Origin of the sequence: Enterobacter cloacae complex sp. ECNIH7 (assembly GCF_002208095.1) — a bacterium.
Lineage (GTDB): Bacteria > Pseudomonadota > Gammaproteobacteria > Enterobacterales > Enterobacteriaceae > Enterobacter > Enterobacter cloacae_M.
Map to the genome: position 1 here is coordinate 3,388,563 of NZ_CP017990.1, position 18,770 is coordinate 3,407,332.

Consider the following 18,770-nt stretch of genomic DNA (forward strand, 5'->3'; position numbering starts at 1 on the left):
TCCAATTAGGCATTGTTCATCTTATTGTTAGTATGAATACAGTTGGTACGATGCATTTCCTTGTTGATTGTAATCAACATTTTCCAGGTGAGAACCTGTCGAATAAATCACACCTTTTTGCCCAGAACCAACTGATGAGGTACTCATTACTCTGCGACCAAAATCAGTTGCTGTTTCGTTTGGCAAAAATTCTGCGGGGGTGATACCAAAATCGTCATAAAGCTGGTTTATGTTCATGGCTGCGCTCTCCAACAAACTACATGTAGTAAAAAAACAACTTCGGCACACAACATGTAGATTTCACTAAGGGATAGATACGAAAAAACCTCCCAAGTGGAGGTCAAGATTGCTTTAGTTATGCGCTAAATATGGTCTGAACATACGTTATATGCAATCTTTTTTGCACAGATTAGTGGTGTTTCTCGGAGATTTCTTGACTTTTTTTGTTGTAAGTGCAGCTTAACAACAAATTCCTATGAATGTATAAACAGTATCTTTTTATGTTGTTATGGTCGCCGGGTAATCCCATCCACTTAGTACGTGAAAATGAAAAACCCGCTCGCTGGCGGGTTTATATACTCATGGCAACATATCAAATTAGCTTCAAATATCGCTTATTTTGTTGCATTTTGCAAGCCTGATTGAAGACGTTAGTGAAATTTACTTCACATTTCTACCACTTTCACTTCTTCGTACTCTTCGTACCGCGCCAGGCTTTCACGTAACGCCAGGCTGTCCATTTCCACGAAAGCTGCTTTAAATGCTGCCCAGTGAGCAGCGTATACCCTGAGCCAGGTTGAACGCTCCACGCTCACCATGCGGGCCAGTGCCGCCCCCGCATATTCCTGGTACGTATCGTTATTGCGTGATGCGGCAACTTCCTGGGCCGCGAGCCAGACAAGCCCCACTAATTTTTTTGTTACTCTGTCCTGGAGCTTCTTACTCCCCTGCTGATGCTGAAACTGTGCCCAAACGTACTGGCACATTAATGTCTGGTACCGGAAAGACAGATCATATCCATAGCAATACCGAACCCACGCCTGCAGATGCTCTCCAAGGCCATTTACCGAGCGGCGCCACGCAGAACTCGCAAACTCGGCATCCTTCATAGGTGGTAATGGGCGTCGACGGCTTCTTGTCTCCAGAACATAAAGCGGAGTGGCCAGAGTTTTTACAACATTCGATCCACAACCTTCCCCACCCTCCATGACGATTTCTGGATGGTGCCGGGGATACTTATTTTTATCTGCTGGTGGATGCTCACTGAACGCCTGCAGCTGTCCCTTCGTCGATCCTGAGAAATCGGCCAGCGCGCGGCGTAATTCAATACGGGTATATTCGAGTTCTTGTAAATTCATAATGCTCAGCGCTCCATACAATTACGCTTTCGTTATTACGCCGATCGCCAGCGCACGATTCATAAACCGGAACAGCAGCTCCAGCTGAGTACCGTGTTTTTTCTCAAACGCTGCTAAATCGGCATGTAGTTTGTCGTGACACTCTCTGCACAGAGGGAACACGAACAAATCATGTGCTTTTGTGGCGGTACCGCCCATCCCTTGACCAATGACATGGTGTGGATCATCCGCTGGCCGCCGGCAACCTTCACACGGCTGGGTTTTAACCCACTGGGTATAATCCTCATTCACCCACCGACGATGTTTCGGACGTAACATGAATGATTCAGGGGATTCTGGATCCGCATGCAGAGCCAGAACCTTTGGCTGTTCATAGGCTACTTCCTGATTTGCTCCATGCTTTAATTTCGCAGCCGTGACCGCAGGGGTGACCTTCTTCTGCAAAATGCTTTTTGCGGGGGGCATCGGCACAATGTCACTTTCTCGATATACGGATAAAAACGGCTCGTCCGGTAAGCGAAGCGCACGCTGGGCCATCCTTTCCGTGATTGCATCAGCAATGCCTGAATAAACGGCCCACCAGCACAATTCACCGAGGGATAATTCACGCTCGTTGTTATAGCCAAGCGATGACAGGATGGAACTGATCAGCCAGTTAATGAGATTACGCCGGGCCAGTTCTGCCAGCGCCGCGGTGGTTTGATCGCGCAGCTGGTTATCGCAATGCCAACAGAGCAACATTGATCCAGGGGGATGTCGCATCGTTACCAGCTCATGATGGTGATAATCAGTGTGCGGGTACTGGCATTCCTTCACGTTACGCTCTAACCAGGATTCCAACGCGCTCAAACCGCCTGCTGCACGGATTACTCTCTCGTCGGTAAAGAATTCCTCGAGGGACTTATCTTCTGCCAGCGGCTGCCTGGCATCAGGGACGAGCCCCGACGGAAGTCCAGCCATGCTTTTTGGCTGAGGCTCCACCAGCACACGCCCCTGTTGAAACAGAGACATCAGTTCGCTACCCGGCTTTAACACCACAAGCCCCAGGCGCGGAACAGTCTCGGCTGTAAACAGTCCTCTCACGCGGCATGCCCCTTAGCGATGTGTGCCGTCCACAGGCCACCGATCCACTCGATGCCTTTGGGTGTGAAACGAGCCTGGCTAAAGGCGTAGTTTGTTTCGCTCGAAGTGCCAGTTTTAACTTCAAACCGCCCGGCTGCAATGTGCTGGTGCCGCGGTGTCAGCACTCCGCCGAGCCGGTACATAATGTCGCTCTCAATGAGGAACAAGCGGAAATCGGTCTCTTTGGCCTGCAACAGCTTTGCCACCTGGCGGAAAGACATTGAGCCTTTGGCAGTACAATACCGATCGACAAACTCAATTTTCGGCGCGGCAGCGGCTAACTGCTGGCTGAGTTGTTCTGTCTGCTCGGCCAGATCCGCGGCGAGACGTAATGCCTCCGGCAATGTTTGCGGGACACTTACGGCCTGGCTGTTCTCCAGCTCTTGCCAGCGATCGACAACAGCGGCGGTAAATTCTGGCGACAGCCTGGCGACGATCACCAGAGAATCACGTTTGTTGAACCAATACTCCTCGTAGGTTTGCCCGTTTTGCGGGTGTGTATAGGGGGTGTGCGCCAACGGCGCGGTTAAAATACCTGCAGATGCAAGGCGCTCAGCTGAGCGCTTCACATCACCATGTTTGCTCTGGACCAGCCTGGCAATTTCACGGCTGGACATTGTCACAACACCCTTTGCGGTTAACTGATTCATGCTATTTCTCCATATCAGGCGGCTGCACCCGCCTTTTGATTTGCACATAATTCAGGAAGATTTGCTTCTACCAGCGCACGAGCGAACGGCGGCGGTACTGCGTTACCGCAGCGCGCTACCTGCTTGTCTTTGGCATAACGATTGCCGCGATAGTCCTGATCGATAACGTAGCCGTCAGGGAAGCCCTGCGCCTTATAAAGCTCATGCGGTTGCAGCATGCGCATTCCGATATCGACGATCTGGTACTTAACCCCCTCGATCGTCACCAGCCATTCATCCTCGCTTTCACCGCAGTAGGTTTCGAGGAATGTCCGGACCTCGCCAACGTGCTGGCCACCAGCGGTAATCGTCGGCATAGGAGTATCCATCGTCTGACCGTCGCGGCAGGTTCCGCGCAGCTTCACCAGGTGCGACGCAACTACCGCATGGTGATCAACAGTGGTAACGGAATGCGCGGGTTCATCCAGACCAACACCTGGGCCCGTGTAATTCCCACCATAGTGCTTCGCCAGGAACGCACTCACCGTTGCAAACTTATTACCACCAGCAGTGACCGTGCCGAGCGGGTTATTCAGTTGAAGAACACGCGGTTCTTGCCCTGGGCGTTCGCCGTACCCCATCTGGATCAGTGTTGGAGTTACCAGCTGCGACTTACCGCCACCACCTGCAGTAATCGTCGCGCTCGGTTCGTCAGCCCTGTGCCCAACACTGGCACCAAACTGGCGGGCGATGACCGGCGCAACCACGCACGCGCGGGACTGCTTGAGGATTGTATGAGCGGGTTTATCCAGCGGGCGCGGCTTTGCCTGGTACTCACTGCCGCCATTGCCAGCCAGGAACGGTGTCAGGGCGGCCTCAACTACGCCAAGCGCATGCCCATTCCCGCCCGGGCGCGCCGACGTACCAGCGGTGACAGTTGGAACCGGCTCGGTCACTGGCTGCCCGGTGGCCCCGGTGCGGAATTTAGTAAGATGCGGTACCGCCAGCGCGTAGCCATGCTTTTTAGTGATGGTCTGCAATGGCTCTAACAACGATTGCCCGCGGAAACAGTCATAACCTCCTTTCGTCGTGGTGTGGTTACACTTCACGATGAAAGGTGATGCGCTTTCGATAACAAAGCGCTGGATGCCGCGCGCGATACGTTTGAGCGTATTTTCCGCCAGCGGCTTTTTGCGGTCGAAGATGGAACGGGCCGGAATGTTCCAGTCAATGCACTCCGCCGCGGTACGCCATGGCGCCAGCTTGCCGCTTTGTACTTCCAGTGATTTTGGATCCCCATGAGTCGCTTCAGGCCAATGAATCTTGCGGCCGTCACAGCGCATGACCATGAAGAAACGCTTTCTGATCGTCGGCGCGCCGTAGTCACAAGCGCGCAGCTCACGATAATCGACCTCATAGCCAAGCCCGGCGATCAGCTGTTGCGCCTGCTGGCCGTGCGGCTCAATGGCAAGAAATTCACAAACCTCAGCCAGTGCTGGGTGATTCGCCGCGATACCAGTCGACAGCATGCCGACAAATGCCTCGAATGTTTCACCTGCACGCTCAGGATCCGGGCGTAATTCTTCCTCCAGTAGCGGGCCCCATGTCTTAAATTCTTCGACGTTCTCCAGCATCATGACGCGGGGACGTACAGCCAGCGCCCAGCGCAGGACAATCCACGCCAGCCCGCGAATCTCTTTCTTAACCGGCTTAGCGCCCTTCGCTTTGGAAAAGTGGCGGCAGTCAGGGCTAAACCAGGCCAGACCGACAGGTTTACCGCTGGTGGCTGCGCTTGGGTCAACGTCAAACACCGACTCGCAATAATGCAGCGTGTCCGGGTGATTCGTCTTATGCATCGCAATAGCGTTTTCGTCGTGGTTGATAGCGATATCCACGCTACGCCCGATCGCCAGTTCAATGCCTGTACTCGCCCCGCCACCACCAGCAAAGTTATCAACGATAATTTCACGCATTGACGGCCCCCTGCATGCTGTTGAAGAGACCACCAGCGGTCGTGATAATTTCACTCGTCGGCATACGTTCGAGCCACAGCTGGTTGATATTGGCTTTCAGCTTGTTCTGTTGTGAAACAGATAGAGCGTCAGCCCCTTCAATCTGGTTAAACACCAGGCCGACCTCAAGAGGCCAAACGCGCGATTCGTTTAACGCCTTGTCCTTTGATTCCTGCGTCTCACGGACATGGGCGCGGATCCCCCGAATATTTGACCATTTGGCTTTATCCAGGCTTTCCATGGTCGCGATGAATTCACTGTGGTTGATGCCGTATTCTTTCGCAGATTCAACGGCAACCGTGCGAAGCCGCTCTGACATGTCTTGTTTCACGTCATCGCTATCAAAGGGCAATGTTTCCAGCCATGCATTAACACCCACCAGGATGCTCTCGCTGATCAGCTTTTTCGCTCTGTCGATCGTCAGCGGTGAAACATTGGTAAATTCAGGGTTTTCCAGAGAGTCGGCAGCCCAGGTATGACCAAACTTTGACTCGCTGAAGGTGTACTCATCTTTCTCGCCGAACGCCGCGACAACACAGGCCCAAGCCTCTACACCACTGGTTTCCAGAATGGCTTTTTGGGTTAAGGGCAGTTCTGCCTCTGATTTCTCCGGCACTGCCTCAGCGTCCAGCTCCGGCGCCGCATCAGTTTGCGTTCTTCCCACTGCAAACTGGGCCAGCGACATCGAAGCACGGCCTTTCGCCTCCAGATCGGTGCGGTTGATGTAACTGAAACGTTCACCCCGCCATGTTTTGTCGAAGACAACGATGGCGCCAGCAAAAAATGCGCTGGTGGGCTGCTGCTTTTCGTCTTTCGGCACGAACCATTTAGGAAGATCGAAACCAATTCGTCCACGGATGAATGTGACGTGATCTGCCTCTTCCGGCCACCACGTCTCACTCGTCGCAGACTTAATGAGAAAAACGTACCGACCACCCTTTTCTCGCATTGCCATAGCGTGGTTAATGATGTGGGTCATTCCGGTAACCGCCTGCTTGTCGTGGTACTGAGAGCGGCTGTAAGGCGGGTTGCCAAACCCGGCACCACCGAGTTCTGCCAGACGCTCTGACCAATCCTGCGTCAGGGCATTATCTTCAGCCGTGTACCAGGCTGGGCACTTCGCGTTGCTGTCGTCGGCAAAAAGGTCCAACACCAGAGGGCCGAACATCGCATTGATACCCCAAAACAACAGATCCGGAGTTCGCCATTGATCGCCGACCTCTTTCAACTCGTGGGTTGGTTTTGAACGCAGTTCAACCAGCGCGCGGCAGTATTTACTTTCAATCATCCTCTGAACCCCTCTGGAATTTTGGTATCTACCGGGCCGAACTTCATCGGGTCATGTTGTCTCTTTCTTCCCCATTCCTTGCGATTCGGACGCCCGGCAGCGTCCCAGCGAGTTGCAGACTGAAGATACCCAGGGAACTTGGAGGGAATAAACAGCGTCGCGGGGCGCAGATACTCTGACATTTTCAGATCCTCGGCCCACTTCTCAACGCTGTAATCAACCACCAGCATCAGCTCGTCAGGCGTAAACCCTTCCGCCAGGCGAGCACGGATGTTTTCCAGCGACGACTTACAGACCTGATATCGTGATCCGGTGGTCTTGTTCAGGTGTGATAAAACCTGTTTCGCCTGATCGGTGATCACCACGGCAGGGTCGGGTTGCGCAGCAACCGGACAAGAAGGTTTTTTATCTGATGGATCAGTAGTTGTATTTACTGACGGATCCACCCCAGATTCTGACGGGTGAAAACCGCCTTTTTCATCGTTTTTTGATGCCTCAGATTTTGACGCGTCGGTTTTTGAGGCATCAGATTTTGATGCGTCAGAATCTGACAGGTGAGAAAAGGCAGCAGCCTGTAATTTCGCAACATTGAGCTGGTAAACGTTCGATGCATTGCGGTTGCCTTTACGGCGCTGCTGGCGGGATAACCAACCGTCTTTCTCCAGCTGAGATATGGCTGTTCGAACCGTGCTCTCACCAGCACCGATCTGGCGCGCGATGGTAGCGATAGAGGGCCAGCTAACCCCTTCATCACTGCTGAAGTCTGCCAGACGCGCCATGATGGCAACGCTGGACAGCTTCATGCCAGAAGCAGCACAAGCGTCCCATACGTAACCCGTTAATTTAGTGCTCATGGTCGTCCTTTAACTCTGTAAACTTGCGCTTGAATTGTTCGAGCGGGCTGAAACATTCGTGGTTATAACCATCCCGCAGGTAGATAACTCGCCGTGTTTCTGGCTCCCATCGGATAACCCGAACAGGGATACCTCTGTGGTCTTTGAACCTTCGGTTAACTTCGCGCATAAGCGTTTCGCCTTCCTGTAGTAAACCCCCACAATTGCGACCGCCCGACTGTGGTTACATGGCACCCAGCGGTTTGCTATTCTGCGTTCATACCGAAACAACGGAGCGCCCGGTACCGGGATCATCCTGAGTTGCGGTAAACGGTTAAAAGCCGTTAAACTGGTCATGCGGATTACTTCTCCATACAAGATTTGTCTGCCACGACGCCCGGAGCTGCACACTCGCGGGCGTCACTCTTTTCCGGCGCGCAAAACACACGGAAAAGCAGCGTCAAATGTTCCTGCCACTTAGCCATCACCTGATAGCTGTTCTCTTCGATCTGGGCGCGCTCCTGAGCATCAATAACGCCGTCAGCGGTAGCTTTACGAACGTATTGCGAATGCCTGCCGATCCACTCAACTGACTCCATGAGACGCTGGTTGATATCGCCGTTCTCAATCTCTTCAACTTCAGCCAATGGCACAAAAACACCGTTCGAGTGACGTGCAATAGCGTTCGCTATGTGGTTTGAACCACCAGCACGCTGAAGCACCATCGCCCAACCGAGCGGGAAGATCTGATCACCTTCGGTACGCAGTCGGTTAAACAGCGCGTTCTCGGTCACCCCCAACCACTCAGCAGCTTCGGAATAACCGCCAGGAAGCTCGGTGATCGTTTTTTTGATTGCGGCCACCAGCCAGGCTGGTTGCTTATCTACTTTCCATTCAGGTTCATTCATAATTGCCTTCCTCAATTGGTACCAAACCTTCCCCCAGTGATATTCTTTGTTTTCCACAACTAAGAATCGAAGGAGATTCGTCATGTCACTACATCAGTCAGACTGGATCACGATCGGAATTAGCGTGGTATCCAGCGGTGTTCTTAGTGCTGGTATCGCCGGATGGTTCAACCTGATAAACGGTAATAAACAACGCGAAGCCGACCGGATCAGGGCGGAAAAAGACCGTATCGCCGGGATAGAGGCGAAAACGCGGGAATTGGCGCTCACTCTTGCACTTGAGGAATGGAACCATCACCGCAAAGTCGCAGAGTCTGGAAAAGTTGCTGTTGTCAGCCCTGATTCCTTTGTATTTCGTTACCACCAGATCCTTAGCCACATGGAAAACGGCACTCTTGATACGAATGCTATGTCCGTCATACAGCGCCAAACCGTTGAGCTTTATCACAGCACCCAAGAAGCGCTTGCTAAGTTCAGGCGAGAACATGGAGAACCAGCTCCATTCGATGGCCGATGAATGCTCATGCATATCCGTGGTCCTCATTACTGACCACGGTCATCGCAATGAATTTAGGCATAACAAAATTCATCCACGGCGAATCGTAGCGCACACCGATGGTCACCGATGCCACACTGCCAGTACCCTGGTTGTCTATAGCAATAATGGGTTTTCGGTCGTAGGGAGATATCTCCTTCACAAGATATTCGGCCGCCTTCAACGTTAGCGGCGATACAGTTAATGTCTCCCCGTCATACTTGATAATTGCTCGTTGCGTATTGTTGTTACCCACGGTTCCCCCCTTACTCCTGTGGTTTCTATTAAGCGGCCGCTTCGTTAGGCTTTACGTACAGCGACGGATCCACTACCAGCGCATTGTTGGTGATGGTTTGAATTTCGAAGGCGCGGCCTTTGGGAATTACATTTCCCCAACCAGAAACCGATGCATGGGATATGCCCAGAATCTTCGCTAAATTGCTCACACCACCGAAGTAAGAAAGCACTTCGTCTTTGTTCATAAAACCCTCTCATGTAGTTAATGGGAACATCAGAATAGTAGGATATCTTACATATAGAGGTCAAGGACTCCTACCTTGAAACATGGTAGGATTACCTACATGAAAATGAACGATCGCATTCGTGCACGCCGAAAAGAGTTAAAACTCACCCAAGCTGTATTGGGGAAGTTAGTTGGCGTTAATAGAGTAACGGTCACAGGATGGGAGTCCGGTGATTACGCACCTGGTGGCTCAAACCTCCAGGCGCTTTCTGCTGCTCTTGAATGTAACCCCCAATGGCTAATTGATGGTATTGGCGAGCCTGACTCAGATGGCCCGTCATTAGTTCCTACTGAAAAGTTTGGTGTTAAGCAAATCCCTGTTTTAACTTGGGTTCAAGCTGGTGAATGGACAGAATCCGGTACGCCTATCACCAGCAATGATGTATCAGAGTGGATCTACTCCACAGCAAATCTCTCTGATAGTGGATTTGCCTTACGAGTTCGTGGGGATTCAATGACTAATCCAAACGGAGCACCGAGCATTCCAGAAGGTTCTCTCGTTATTGTGGATCCGGACTATGGAAGTCCGTATGAGGTTAATGGCCGTATAGTTGTTGCGCAGCTTGATGGTTCAACAGAAGCCACGCTAAAAAAATTCGTTATCGATGGCCCTATGAGGTATCTAGTACCTTTGAATCCAAATTATAGGGTTCTAGAAGTTAACGGAAATTGCCGTATTGTTGGAGTAGTCAAACAAGTTGTCACCGACCTTTAACTCCCCCTCCCCAAGATAAAAAACCGCCTTGTGCGGTTTTTTTTTACCTTTCAATGTAAGTTTTCCTACTTTTAGCATTGACACCAAAAGGTAAGATATCCTACATTAATCCCATCAGCAGCGAACAAACCACAGGGCAACGTTATGGAACTCATTCGATGTGCATTCTGCGGAAAAAATCAGCGGGAAGTCCCACTGATGATCCTTCAGCGGGAATCAAACACAGCTATTTGCTCTGACTGCTCCGCAGAGTGTATGCGAATCGTCATTGAGCAGTCAGTGCCTAGCATAAATGGACAAAAGGACGGACCTCGTATAGGCAAAGAAACCGTCACTAAACCGCCTTACCCGGTAGTAGAGGCAATGCTCGATAAGCAAAAAGAAAGATGGGTTATTGAAATTTCTGAAGGACGTTACACGTTCCTAAAAGAAATCAACGGGAGCGTTGACGAAAATTATGCCCCCGTATGCAAAGCACAAGCTGCAGTATTCGCAGCTGCAATTATTCAAGGTTTTCAACCACCACGCGACCTTCGGAGTTGCGATAAACAACCTGGTTGAATTCGACCTGGATTAGATTTTCTGCTCGTTGTTTTAGGCGATAGAAATCTAACCCACTGAACGAAATTTTGGTATCGCGCGGGTAGTGCTGTAAACGGTCAAGCAACTCACCGACTGTAATTAGGTGCTCATCGTGCATAAAAATATCCTCAAGCTGTAAGAACTTAAAGGATACCACCGCGCCTGATGTGGTTAAAAGCAGGCCAAAGCAATATGAAGTGATCCCTGTTCTGGCTGTTCACTTTCCCCTGAGGGTGACAGCCAGCTTTTTAAGGGCACAACGTGAAAGCGCACTCCATCAACTATCGGTTGTGGATGACAGGTAAGTAAACAGGCGGAGTGCGCTTCCAGTTGTGATGAATTGCAGCCCTTTGAGGCAACCAGAAGATAAGCACCTGGCGTCACAGCACTATTGAACATGGCGAAAGCCGAAAGACTTGAAGGCGGTTTTCTCAGGTTGCGCGCTAAAGAATAGCGGGTGAACCTGGGGCGGAGAGCAAACCCCGCGATGTAGGACTTGAAATACCTCACAGACCAATAAGCCGTCTGGCAGCGTAACTGCCCTTTACATCAGCCCCGGCGAGGTGGCGCCGCCGGACCGGGGCTGGTGAATCGCAACACAACATGAAAGCGCATTCCTCTTTTCACTGATGGGGATCGGTTTGTTACCTGGCGGAGTGCGCTTCCAGTTGTGGTAATGCGGCTCTGCGCACGTGACGAGGCCAACAAGTTTTTATTTCAACTTTTGAAATGAATACGTTTCTTGAGGTGTAGCGTCGCCGGTTCTGGCCGGTCCGGCAGGTGGAGGCACCACCTCCACAACAAAATCATTGCTGTGTGTAGTCTTTGCCCATCACATCGGTGGGCACCTTTTTTACACAAGAGACAAGGGCATCACCGGGCGACGGGCTCATTCCCCAATCCACCCGGGCGCAGAAATGGTGTTTGCAGCCGTCAGTGCTGCGCAGGTGCCCTTTTCTGTTGTGTATGGAGAAGTTCCACTGGCGGTGGCAGCCGCCTCACAGAGGGTTAAACCATGAGTAATGACCGCATGACCGTAGTGCCCGATTTCCTAGGCGAACTGGATGCCGGCGTGTTCATGAACAAGATCGCGGCAGCTTTAAACACTACCGCGCTTGGCGTTCTGAACAACGGTACCAAAGGCAAAGTAGTCCTCACCTTTGATATTGAGCGTATGGGTAACTCCGTCGAAGAGAAGCGCGTCAAGATCAAGCACAAGCTGAACTACGTCACCCCAACCCCGCGCGGTAAAGCCTCCGAAGAAGACACCACCGAAACACCAATGTGGGTTAACAAAGGCGGCAAGCTGACCATCCTGCAGGAAGATCAGGGGCAGCTGTTCGGGATCAACGGCGGCGTTGACGGAAAGCTTAAAGCGGCACAGTGATCCGCAGCAGACAAATCACTGACATCCCATTGACCACATATTAAGGAAATTTTATGTCCCAGATTTTAGACGGCAATGCCCTGCAGCAGGTGAAAGACCTGGTTCTTTCCGGTTACCACCTGGAAGCAGCAAAAATTACGGCATGCCCGACTGCCCTGCTTCCTGAAGGGGTTCACGTAGAAAGCCTCGAGCGTTTCGATCTGGAGCGTTTTCGCTTCCGTGGCGCCATGACCACAACCAGTATTCATGATTTTGTGCGTTACGCCGCGGGCTACGCCAACGAAGCCGAACCAGCGCGCTGCTTTATCGATGCTGACAACATGACCGCACGCTCTGTCTTCAACATCGGTACGCTGGCTAACCCTGGCCATGCTGATAACGTCGCCTCGATCACCCTCAAAAAGACCGCGCCATTCCGAGCCCTGCTTCAGGTAAATGGCGATCGTCTGGGCCAGAAAGAAATTGCTGAATGGCTGGAGGACTGGGCCGACTTCCTGACCGCATTTGATGCCGACGGGAATGTGTTGTCCATCGCGCAGGCAGCTGGTGCTGTTCGCCGCGTCAACATTAAACAAGTCTCAGAATCAGCTCATGAAGACGAAGACTTTGGCGGCAAAAAGTCCCTGATGCAGAGCGTTGAAGCCAGCAGTAAAGACGTCATGCCGGTGGCCTTTGAGTTCAAATGCGTACCATATGAAGGCCTGGGCGAACGCCGCTTTAGCCTGCGCAATAGTCTGCTTAAAAGCGGGGAACCGGTGTTTGTACTCCGCATCGTTCAACTGGAAGCCCAGGAAGAAGCTATCGCCAACGAGTTCCGAGACCTGCTGATCGAGAAATTCACCGACAAGCCGGTTGAAACCTTTATCGGTAACTTTAAAGCGTAATTTCTCTGCATTAAATCCCCGGCGCCGCGGGGATTTATTGAAGCGTAATTCCCTTTATTAATCGCCAATGGCGATGGATTCGTACAACCAAAAACTGGCGCAGGTGCAGCTGCCAAATATGGAGAAGAAAATACGATGAGTTATATCCAGACACTTTCAGGTAAGAAATTCGATTACCTCAATTCAACCACTGACGACGTAGAGATCGAGGATATTGCGACCGCACTTTCCCACATCTGCCGCTTCAGTGGTCATCTGCCGGAATTTTACAGCGTGGCCCAGCACTCGGTACTGTGCAGCCAAATTGTGCCGCCAGAGTTTGCCTTTGAAGCCCTGATGCATGACGCAGCTGAAGCCTATTGCCAGGACATCCCTGCCCCCCCTGAAAGCATTGCTTCCAGATTACCGTCGCATTGAAGAACGGGTAGAACAGCTGATCCGGACCAAATTCAGCATCACCCCTGATATGTCAGCGGTAGTGAAATACGCCGATCTGGTGATGCTTGCCACGGAACGCCGCGATCTGGATATCGACGACGGCTCACTCTGGCCTTGCCTCGAAGGTATTCCGGCCAGCGACATTATCCAGATCGTTCCTCTTCGTTCAGGCCAGGCATATGGCTTGTTCATTAACCGTTTCAATGAGCTTACGGAATCACGCACATGCCTCGCATGAAGATAAAAGAACTTGTAGCCGCAGCCCATGCTGCGGCGGGGAAACTGCCACCAGCAGAAGCCTCTCTAATGCGTGAGGTAGCCACTCGCCTGGACGTTACATTTGCCGCCTTGACGGAATCGATGGACCAACGAATGAGCCTTGACGCCGAAATTAATCATCTTCGTCAGGAGTCCGTCCAATGACCACCAACAAATACGCGACTCTGCGCGGCACAATCGCCAGAGCTAAACGCAACGACTGCCAGAAGGTAGTGATGCGTGTGACGTTAGTTGAAGAACTCCTCCTTCAACTGTCAAACGCTGAGAAGCAGGTAGCTGCGCTGGCTGCGGAAGTTCAGGCGGTGCGATGGGCTGCCGGGCAGGTCTATTCAGCTGGGTATAATCATGGGCACCTTAATACCGCTGATGAACTCCCCTATGCATCTGATGAAGAACTTCTTCAGAGAGGAAATGAAGTCCTTATCGAGTTCACCGACCCAGACCATTCAGGCAATGTGACCGACGCTGTACTGGATGAAGTGCGTGCCCAGGCTATCAAATCTGCCCTCAACGATTGTTCGGAGTGCCTCGATAGGGACTGCATCATGGATTCGAACGGCATCAGTTATGAAGATGCTGCACTCCGTGAAGCGGGTGCTATGGCGCTGCACGATGCGTTACTTCGCCAGGAGCGTGCCGTATGAGTTCAGACATCATCGATCAGGCAAACGAGCTGGTAGAGCACCGCCTGCAGCTGGCCATACAAAAACACCGTATTGATCAGAATGCAGTCTCTGCAGAGCACTGTTCTGAATGCGAAGAGGACATTCCTGAGGCGCGCCGGGTTGCAATGCCTGGCTGCAAAACATGCGCCAGTTGCCAGGAAGTTTTAGAGCTCATGATAAAGCAGCGTAAGGGGTAATCGACAATGGCAATAAACCAGAAAATAAAAACCCATACCGGAACCATCATCACCAAAGATGGCGAGAAAACAGTGCAGTTGCGCGAGACTCCAACGACCTGGTGTGTTGGCCGCACTGAAACCTACCGGAAAGAAGATGGTCGCCGCAGCGGTGCGCCGCTGACATCACGCCGTTTGATTCTGAGCAGCATTAAGCCGATCGAAGGTGGTGAAGCATGAGTAACATCGACAAACAGGCGCTGCGTGAAGCGGCAGCCACCGCAAAAATCGCTGGAGAGGCACCGGTTATGCCGTTCGACCAGCGAATCACTGCGTTGAACGACTTTATGAAGCAGTGCACTCCCGCCACCGTGCTGTCGCTGCTGGCTGAGCTGGAGCGCAAAGAAGAGCAACGTGCTAACTGGTTTCAGATGGCGAAAAAACTTGGTTCAGATCTGGACGCAGCAGAGAAGCGGATTGCTGAGCTGGGGCGCGACCGAGTCGCCATGGAAGCTGTAACACTGGCTATGCGTGATGAGATGCGGACCTCCCTGCCAGCGCCGGTAGTACCGAATGGGTGGGTGATGGTGCCGGTTGAGCCGACAGAAAACATGATCGTCGAAGGTTTCGAGTCTGAACCAGATGAAAGCTTTAGCGATGCAGATGTTTGGGAAGCATACGAAGCCATGAGTGGATGCCAGCAAGCGGCGCACCGAGCAAAGCTATGCTGGTCGGCAATGCTCGCAGCAGCACCCAAACCGGAGGCCTGATGCCCAGCAAACTGAAACAGCGGCGCCTGCGCCGCCTTAAGGCCGACCTGGCCTGGTGGCGAGAAGAGGCAGAGGATTGCCGCTCCCGCTTGCTGGAGCTGGCAGGGGAAATAGATAGAGTACGAGCACAGATCGTCAGAGTACCAATGCCGGTGGTTGTCCCCTCGGTTTTAATCGCAGAATTAGCAATGGAGAAAGCAGTTGAACGACTTAATGATTGACCTCGAATCAATGGGGAAAAAGCCAAACGCGCCGATCGTTTCAATTGGTGCCGTCTTTTTTAACCCTCAAACAGGTGAACTTGGCCAAGAATTTTACACGGCCGTCTCGCTTGAAAGCGCGATGGCTCAAGGCGCGGTACCGGATGGAGATACAATTCTTTGGTGGCTAAAACAAAGCCCGGAAGCGCGCTCAGCTATTTGCGTTGATGATGCGATGCCTATCACTGATGCACTGTCGGAACTAAGCCATTTCATTCACCGGCATGCATATAATCTCAAATACATGAAGGTCTGGGGTAACGGGGCCACCTTTGACAATGTGATTCTGCGCGGAGCTTACGAACGCGCCGGACGCATTTGCCCGTGGGAATTTTGGAACGATCATGATGTACGCACGATTGTTACCCTCGGTCGCAGTGTTGGTTTCGATCCGAAGCGTGACATGCCATTCATTGGCGATGTTCACAACGCCCTGGCTGATGCGCGCCATCAGGCAAAATATGTGTCAGCAATTTGGCAGAAAATTATCCCTGCCACCAGCACCAACGAGTAAACCACTCAGCCCGGGTGCAGCCGGGCTTTATGGAGAAGGAAACCATGGCAAAGCTAATGAAAGCGAGTCTCTGGAGTAAGCGCGAATTTACCAAAGACTCCATTCCTGACAACCGTACAATTAAACGTTGGGTCGAAAACGGATTACTCATGGGAAGGATTGTAGATGGTTCAGTTTTTGTCTATGAAACCGAAAAGTGGGGAGTTGACTCAATTGTTAATCAGGCGGTACGTCAGTTAATAATTGAGGGTTGACCATGGCAGCAAGGCCACGAAAAAAAGAATACCGCCACCTTCCTGATTATCTTTTTTTTGATAAAGATCGTGGCGTGTATAAGTTCACGCTTGTAACTGGGAAAAAGAAAACTCTCGGTTCGGATCGAGTAATGGCTATCGCCATCGCCCGAGAATATAACCTGAGGATGCGCCCTGAAAATACACCATCGATAGATTCATTAATTCGGGAATCGGGAGGGCTGAATGGTGAAGCCCACCCGTTTTCTGAACATGTTGATCGCATTATGGAGAGAGCGATTAAAGATGAGCAGCCGTCTAAAAGCACACTTGACGATTGGAATAATGATGCCATCAGGGTTAAAGAATTTTTTAATAACATACCCGCATGCGATATTGAGCTTGAGCACGTAAATGCCTACATACGAAATTACCATTCTGAATCGTCGGCCAATGTTCAGAACCGAAAAGTTAGCTTCCTGAAAAAGCTATTCTCTTATGCTGTTGATGAATCGCTAATGATGGATAACCCTGCAACACGGAAAAAAATGCGGCGTGTCGATAAAAAGGTCCGCCGGCGACTTACTTTGGAACAGTTCCTTGCCATACATGCAGCTGCTGAACCTTGGCTGAAGACTGCAATGGACCTTGCCATACAAACTACGCAAGCGCGCCTGGAAGTTTCCCGGATCCGGTACTCGATCAAGGAACCTCAAGAAGGGGTTTGCGGCTGTGTATGGTTCGATCAGGAGGAGGCTGGCATATTCGGAACGCTTTACATTCACCGGCAAAAAGTGCAGCACAAAGAGGCTTCACACGTCGCTATTCCGATCGGCAGGGCCCTGAAAGAGATCATCGACAACAGCAGAGACAATGTGGCCAGTCCTTATGTTGTTCACCGGCTTCTGGAAAAGAGAAGCAATCCGATAAGCAAGGAAGTTAACCACCCAACACAGGTGGCCCCTGATTATTTGAGCAGGGCATTTTCAGAGCTGCGGGACCGGATAGGTGTAGCGGCAGAATTACCTATCAAAGAAAGGCCAACTTTCCACGAGATTAGAGCGCTGGCGGCTCATATTTTCGAAAGACAAGGTATCGATCCGCAGGCAAGGATGGCCCATAGTGATGCAAAATCGACAAAAATTTATACCCAGAACCATGTTGAATGGGTAGAAGTTCCTCATGCTGAAATTGTCTTTAAAGCCGGGTGATGTATGGGGAAAAACCTACACGTAACTCATTGATGTATATAGTGCGGATTTTGCAAAAAATGCACTGTTTGCATATACAGTCAAACATGCCGTAGCACCAGTATTTACAAGGGTTGCAGCGGCTTTAACGCAGTGACATGGGGTGTCGGGGGTCGGAGGTTCAAATCCTCTCGTGCCGACCAAAAACACACTGAAAACCAGCCTGATGGCTGGTTTTTTATTTCGCCTCGTCCGGCGTTTTGCGCAGATACACAAGCGTAGCCAGACAAATCACCGCTCCGGCATAAAACGTATATTCCGCGCCAAACGTTTCCCATATCGCGCCGGCTCCCACGCTGGCGATTAATAATCCCACGCCGCTTACCAGACTAAAAATACCGAAAGCCGTGCCGCGCAGATCGGGCGGTGCGGTTTTAGCGATCATTGCCGCCAGTAATCCCTGGGTCATACCCATATGTATTCCCCAAAGCGCAACGCCTAAAATGACTCCCATCCAGTGGCTGCTCAGCGCCAGAACAACATCTGCGCCAATCAGCACCATTAGCCCCCACTGCAGAAGTCGGGTGTGGCTCATGCCATCAGAAAGTTTGCCAAAAGGGTAAGCCGAAAGGGAATAGAGTACGTTCATGACCACCATCACCAGCGGAATAAGGGCCAGAGGAACGCCCGACTGCTGCGCACGAAGGACGAGAAAAGCCTCGCTAAACCGGGCAAGCGTGAACACCGCACCAAGGCCAATCACCCACCAGCACGCTTTACCCAGCCGCCTTAAATTCTCTCGTTTAATGGGATTAGTACGTTTATGTTCGAGGGGAGTTTTCGGCTCCTGAAGGCCGAAATAGAGCAAGGCAACTGAAAGCAGACCGGGGATAAGAGCTATCCAGAAAACAGTGCGAAAATCATTGTCCAGCAACAGCATTAAGCTTACGGCCAGTAATGGGCCAAGAAATGCGCCTGTGGTATCCATTGACTGACGCAGACCATATGCCGCACCACGCATTTCCGGCGGCGTGACGTCTGCAACCAGCGCATCCCGCGGGGCGCCCCGTATTCCCTTCCCCGTACGGTCCATGAGACGTGCGCCTAAAACCATCCCGGAAGAGGACGCTAATGCGAAAAGGGGTTTGCTTAGGGCCCCCAGGCCATACCCTAACAGGGCCAGCCCCTTACGTTGACCCAGGTAGTCGCTGATCGCCCCCGAAAAGACCTTAATAAAAAGCGCAGTGGCCTCCGCCAGCCCTTCAATCAGGCCGATTAACAGCACGCTCGTACCGAGGGTGGTCATCATAAAAAGTGGCAGCAGGCTGTGAATACTCTCTGACGAGATATCCATCAGCATACTGACGCCCCCCACAACCCAGACGCCTTTGGGGATCTGGCTGAGCACTGGAAATCTGGAACGCATCTACCGCTCCTGCTTTAAAAACAGTTGCCTGAATGCTTACAGG

26 protein-coding genes and 2 pseudogenes are annotated in these 18,770 nt (G+C 51.7%); 16 read left to right on the forward strand and 12 right to left on the reverse strand.

Features of this window, described 5'->3' with window-relative positions; genetic code table 11:
* Positions 1 to 27: 27 nt before the first annotated feature.
* The 9 genes from WM95_RS27225 to WM95_RS16710 form a co-directional block, all read right to left on the reverse strand.
* A complete protein-coding gene (locus WM95_RS27225) occupies positions 28 to 237 on the reverse strand; it encodes a hypothetical protein (RefSeq protein ID WP_001515597.1) in 210 nt (69 codons plus the stop codon).
* Between the two features lie 428 nt (positions 238 to 665).
* A complete protein-coding gene (locus WM95_RS16675) occupies positions 666 to 1,358 on the reverse strand; it encodes a bacteriophage antitermination protein Q (protein ID WP_063928731.1) in 693 nt (230 codons plus the stop codon).
* 21 nt (positions 1,359 to 1,379) lie between these two features.
* Positions 1,380 to 2,441, reverse strand: a complete 1,062-nt coding sequence (locus tag WM95_RS16680) for a DUF968 domain-containing protein (protein WP_088544876.1) — start codon at positions 2,439 to 2,441, stop codon at positions 1,380 to 1,382.
* Positions 2,438 to 3,130 (reverse strand): phage antirepressor KilAC domain-containing protein, encoded by a 693-nt coding sequence (locus WM95_RS16685; protein ID WP_088544877.1) that lies wholly within the window; start codon positions 3,128 to 3,130, stop codon positions 2,438 to 2,440. Before WM95_RS16685 ends, WM95_RS16680 begins: the two co-directional genes overlap by 4 nt.
* 14 nt (positions 3,131 to 3,144) lie before the next feature.
* Complete coding sequence (locus WM95_RS16690) at positions 3,145 to 5,082, reverse strand: DNA cytosine methyltransferase (RefSeq protein ID WP_088544878.1); 1,938 nt, start codon at positions 5,080 to 5,082, stop codon at positions 3,145 to 3,147.
* On the reverse strand, positions 5,075 to 6,409 hold the full coding sequence (locus WM95_RS16695; protein WP_088544879.1) for a phage N-6-adenine-methyltransferase: 1,335 nt from the start codon (positions 6,407 to 6,409) through the stop codon (positions 5,075 to 5,077). The genes WM95_RS16690 and WM95_RS16695 overlap by 8 nt, the downstream gene beginning before the upstream one ends.
* Positions 6,406 to 7,263, reverse strand: a complete 858-nt coding sequence (locus WM95_RS16700) for a conserved phage C-terminal domain-containing protein (protein ID WP_088544880.1) — start codon at positions 7,261 to 7,263, stop codon at positions 6,406 to 6,408. The genes WM95_RS16695 and WM95_RS16700 overlap by 4 nt, the downstream gene beginning before the upstream one ends.
* Entirely contained in the window at positions 7,253 to 7,432 is a 180-nt protein-coding gene (locus WM95_RS16705) for a DUF4222 domain-containing protein (RefSeq protein ID WP_088544881.1), read from the reverse strand. Before WM95_RS16705 ends, WM95_RS16700 begins: the two co-directional genes overlap by 11 nt.
* A gap of 172 nt (positions 7,433 to 7,604) precedes the next feature.
* Positions 7,605 to 8,153, reverse strand: coding sequence for a YmfL family putative regulatory protein (locus WM95_RS16710; protein ID WP_088545048.1), 549 nt, complete (start codon positions 8,151 to 8,153; stop codon positions 7,605 to 7,607).
* A 79-nt stretch (positions 8,154 to 8,232) separates the two neighbouring features.
* Here WM95_RS16710 and WM95_RS16715 point away from each other — a divergent pair, with 79 nt between their 5' ends.
* Positions 8,233 to 8,667 carry a hypothetical protein gene (locus tag WM95_RS16715; RefSeq protein WP_088544882.1) on the forward strand — a complete coding sequence of 145 codons (435 nt, stop codon included), beginning with the start codon at positions 8,233 to 8,235 and terminating at the stop codon, positions 8,665 to 8,667.
* Positions 8,668 to 8,671: 4 nt separating this feature from the next.
* On the opposite strand, the gene WM95_RS16720 is transcribed toward WM95_RS16715, so the two are convergent.
* Both WM95_RS16720 and WM95_RS16725 read right to left on the reverse strand, forming a co-directional pair.
* Positions 8,672 to 8,941: a hypothetical protein gene (locus WM95_RS16720; protein ID WP_063927642.1), complete on the reverse strand. Its 270-nt coding sequence runs from the start codon at positions 8,939 to 8,941 to the stop codon at positions 8,672 to 8,674.
* Positions 8,942 to 8,969: 28 nt separating this feature from the next.
* Positions 8,970 to 9,167 (reverse strand): Cro/CI family transcriptional regulator, encoded by a 198-nt coding sequence (locus WM95_RS16725; protein WP_063927643.1) that lies wholly within the window; start codon positions 9,165 to 9,167, stop codon positions 8,970 to 8,972.
* 99 nt (positions 9,168 to 9,266) lie between these two features.
* On the opposite strand from WM95_RS16725, the gene WM95_RS16730 reads away from it, so the two are divergent.
* From WM95_RS16730 to WM95_RS16800, 15 genes and pseudogenes are all read left to right on the forward strand, one after another.
* Positions 9,267 to 9,923, forward strand: a complete 657-nt coding sequence (locus WM95_RS16730; RefSeq protein ID WP_074172948.1) for a LexA family protein — start codon at positions 9,267 to 9,269, stop codon at positions 9,921 to 9,923.
* A gap of 144 nt (positions 9,924 to 10,067) precedes the next feature.
* A pseudogene (locus WM95_RS27900) lies at positions 10,068 to 10,178 on the forward strand (ClpX C4-type zinc finger protein); the annotation flags it as partial.
* On the forward strand, positions 10,179 to 10,484 hold the full coding sequence (locus WM95_RS16735) for a hypothetical protein (protein ID WP_233154433.1): 306 nt from the start codon (positions 10,179 to 10,181) through the stop codon (positions 10,482 to 10,484).
* 1,036 nt (positions 10,485 to 11,520) lie between these two features.
* Entirely contained in the window at positions 11,521 to 11,892 is a 372-nt protein-coding gene (locus WM95_RS16745; protein WP_016247397.1) for a hypothetical protein, read from the forward strand.
* Between the two features lie 53 nt (positions 11,893 to 11,945).
* Entirely contained in the window at positions 11,946 to 12,776 is an 831-nt protein-coding gene (locus WM95_RS16750; protein WP_088544883.1) for a YfdQ family protein, read from the forward strand.
* A gap of 135 nt (positions 12,777 to 12,911) precedes the next feature.
* A pseudogene (locus WM95_RS16755) lies at positions 12,912 to 13,452 on the forward strand (HD family hydrolase).
* On the forward strand, positions 13,440 to 13,637 hold the full coding sequence (locus WM95_RS27630; RefSeq protein ID WP_016247400.1) for a hypothetical protein: 198 nt from the start codon (positions 13,440 to 13,442) through the stop codon (positions 13,635 to 13,637). The pseudogene WM95_RS16755 and the gene WM95_RS27630 overlap by 13 nt, the downstream one beginning before the upstream one ends.
* Entirely contained in the window at positions 13,634 to 14,137 is a 504-nt protein-coding gene (locus WM95_RS16765; protein ID WP_088544884.1) for a hypothetical protein, read from the forward strand. Before WM95_RS27630 ends, WM95_RS16765 begins: the two co-directional genes overlap by 4 nt.
* The gene (locus WM95_RS16770; protein ID WP_016247402.1) at positions 14,134 to 14,355 is read left to right on the forward strand and encodes a TraR/DksA family transcriptional regulator; all 222 of its coding nucleotides are present in this window, start codon (positions 14,134 to 14,136) and stop codon (positions 14,353 to 14,355) included. The genes WM95_RS16765 and WM95_RS16770 overlap by 4 nt, the downstream gene beginning before the upstream one ends.
* A gap of 6 nt (positions 14,356 to 14,361) precedes the next feature.
* Complete coding sequence (locus tag WM95_RS16775) at positions 14,362 to 14,574, forward strand: hypothetical protein (RefSeq protein WP_088544885.1); 213 nt, start codon at positions 14,362 to 14,364, stop codon at positions 14,572 to 14,574.
* Entirely contained in the window at positions 14,571 to 15,104 is a 534-nt protein-coding gene (locus WM95_RS16780) for an ead/Ea22-like family protein (RefSeq protein ID WP_088544886.1), read from the forward strand. Before WM95_RS16775 ends, WM95_RS16780 begins: the two co-directional genes overlap by 4 nt.
* Positions 15,104 to 15,325, forward strand: a complete 222-nt coding sequence (locus tag WM95_RS16785) for a hypothetical protein (protein WP_023294090.1) — start codon at positions 15,104 to 15,106, stop codon at positions 15,323 to 15,325. Before WM95_RS16780 ends, WM95_RS16785 begins: the two co-directional genes overlap by 1 nt.
* Entirely contained in the window at positions 15,306 to 15,878 is a 573-nt protein-coding gene (locus WM95_RS16790) for a 3'-5' exonuclease (protein ID WP_016240149.1), read from the forward strand. Before WM95_RS16785 ends, WM95_RS16790 begins: the two co-directional genes overlap by 20 nt.
* Positions 15,879 to 15,922: 44 nt before the next feature.
* Positions 15,923 to 16,132 carry a hypothetical protein gene (locus WM95_RS16795; RefSeq protein ID WP_001515618.1) on the forward strand — a complete coding sequence of 70 codons (210 nt, stop codon included), beginning with the start codon at positions 15,923 to 15,925 and terminating at the stop codon, positions 16,130 to 16,132.
* Between the two features lie 2 nt (positions 16,133 to 16,134).
* On the forward strand, positions 16,135 to 17,322 hold the full coding sequence (locus WM95_RS16800; protein ID WP_088544887.1) for a phage integrase Arm DNA-binding domain-containing protein: 1,188 nt from the start codon (positions 16,135 to 16,137) through the stop codon (positions 17,320 to 17,322).
* A gap of 217 nt (positions 17,323 to 17,539) precedes the next feature.
* Here WM95_RS16800 and WM95_RS16810 read toward each other — a convergent pair whose 3' ends face one another.
* A complete protein-coding gene (locus WM95_RS16810) occupies positions 17,540 to 18,727 on the reverse strand; it encodes an MFS transporter (protein ID WP_063409148.1) in 1,188 nt (395 codons plus the stop codon).
* Positions 18,728 to 18,770: the final 43 nt, after the last annotated feature.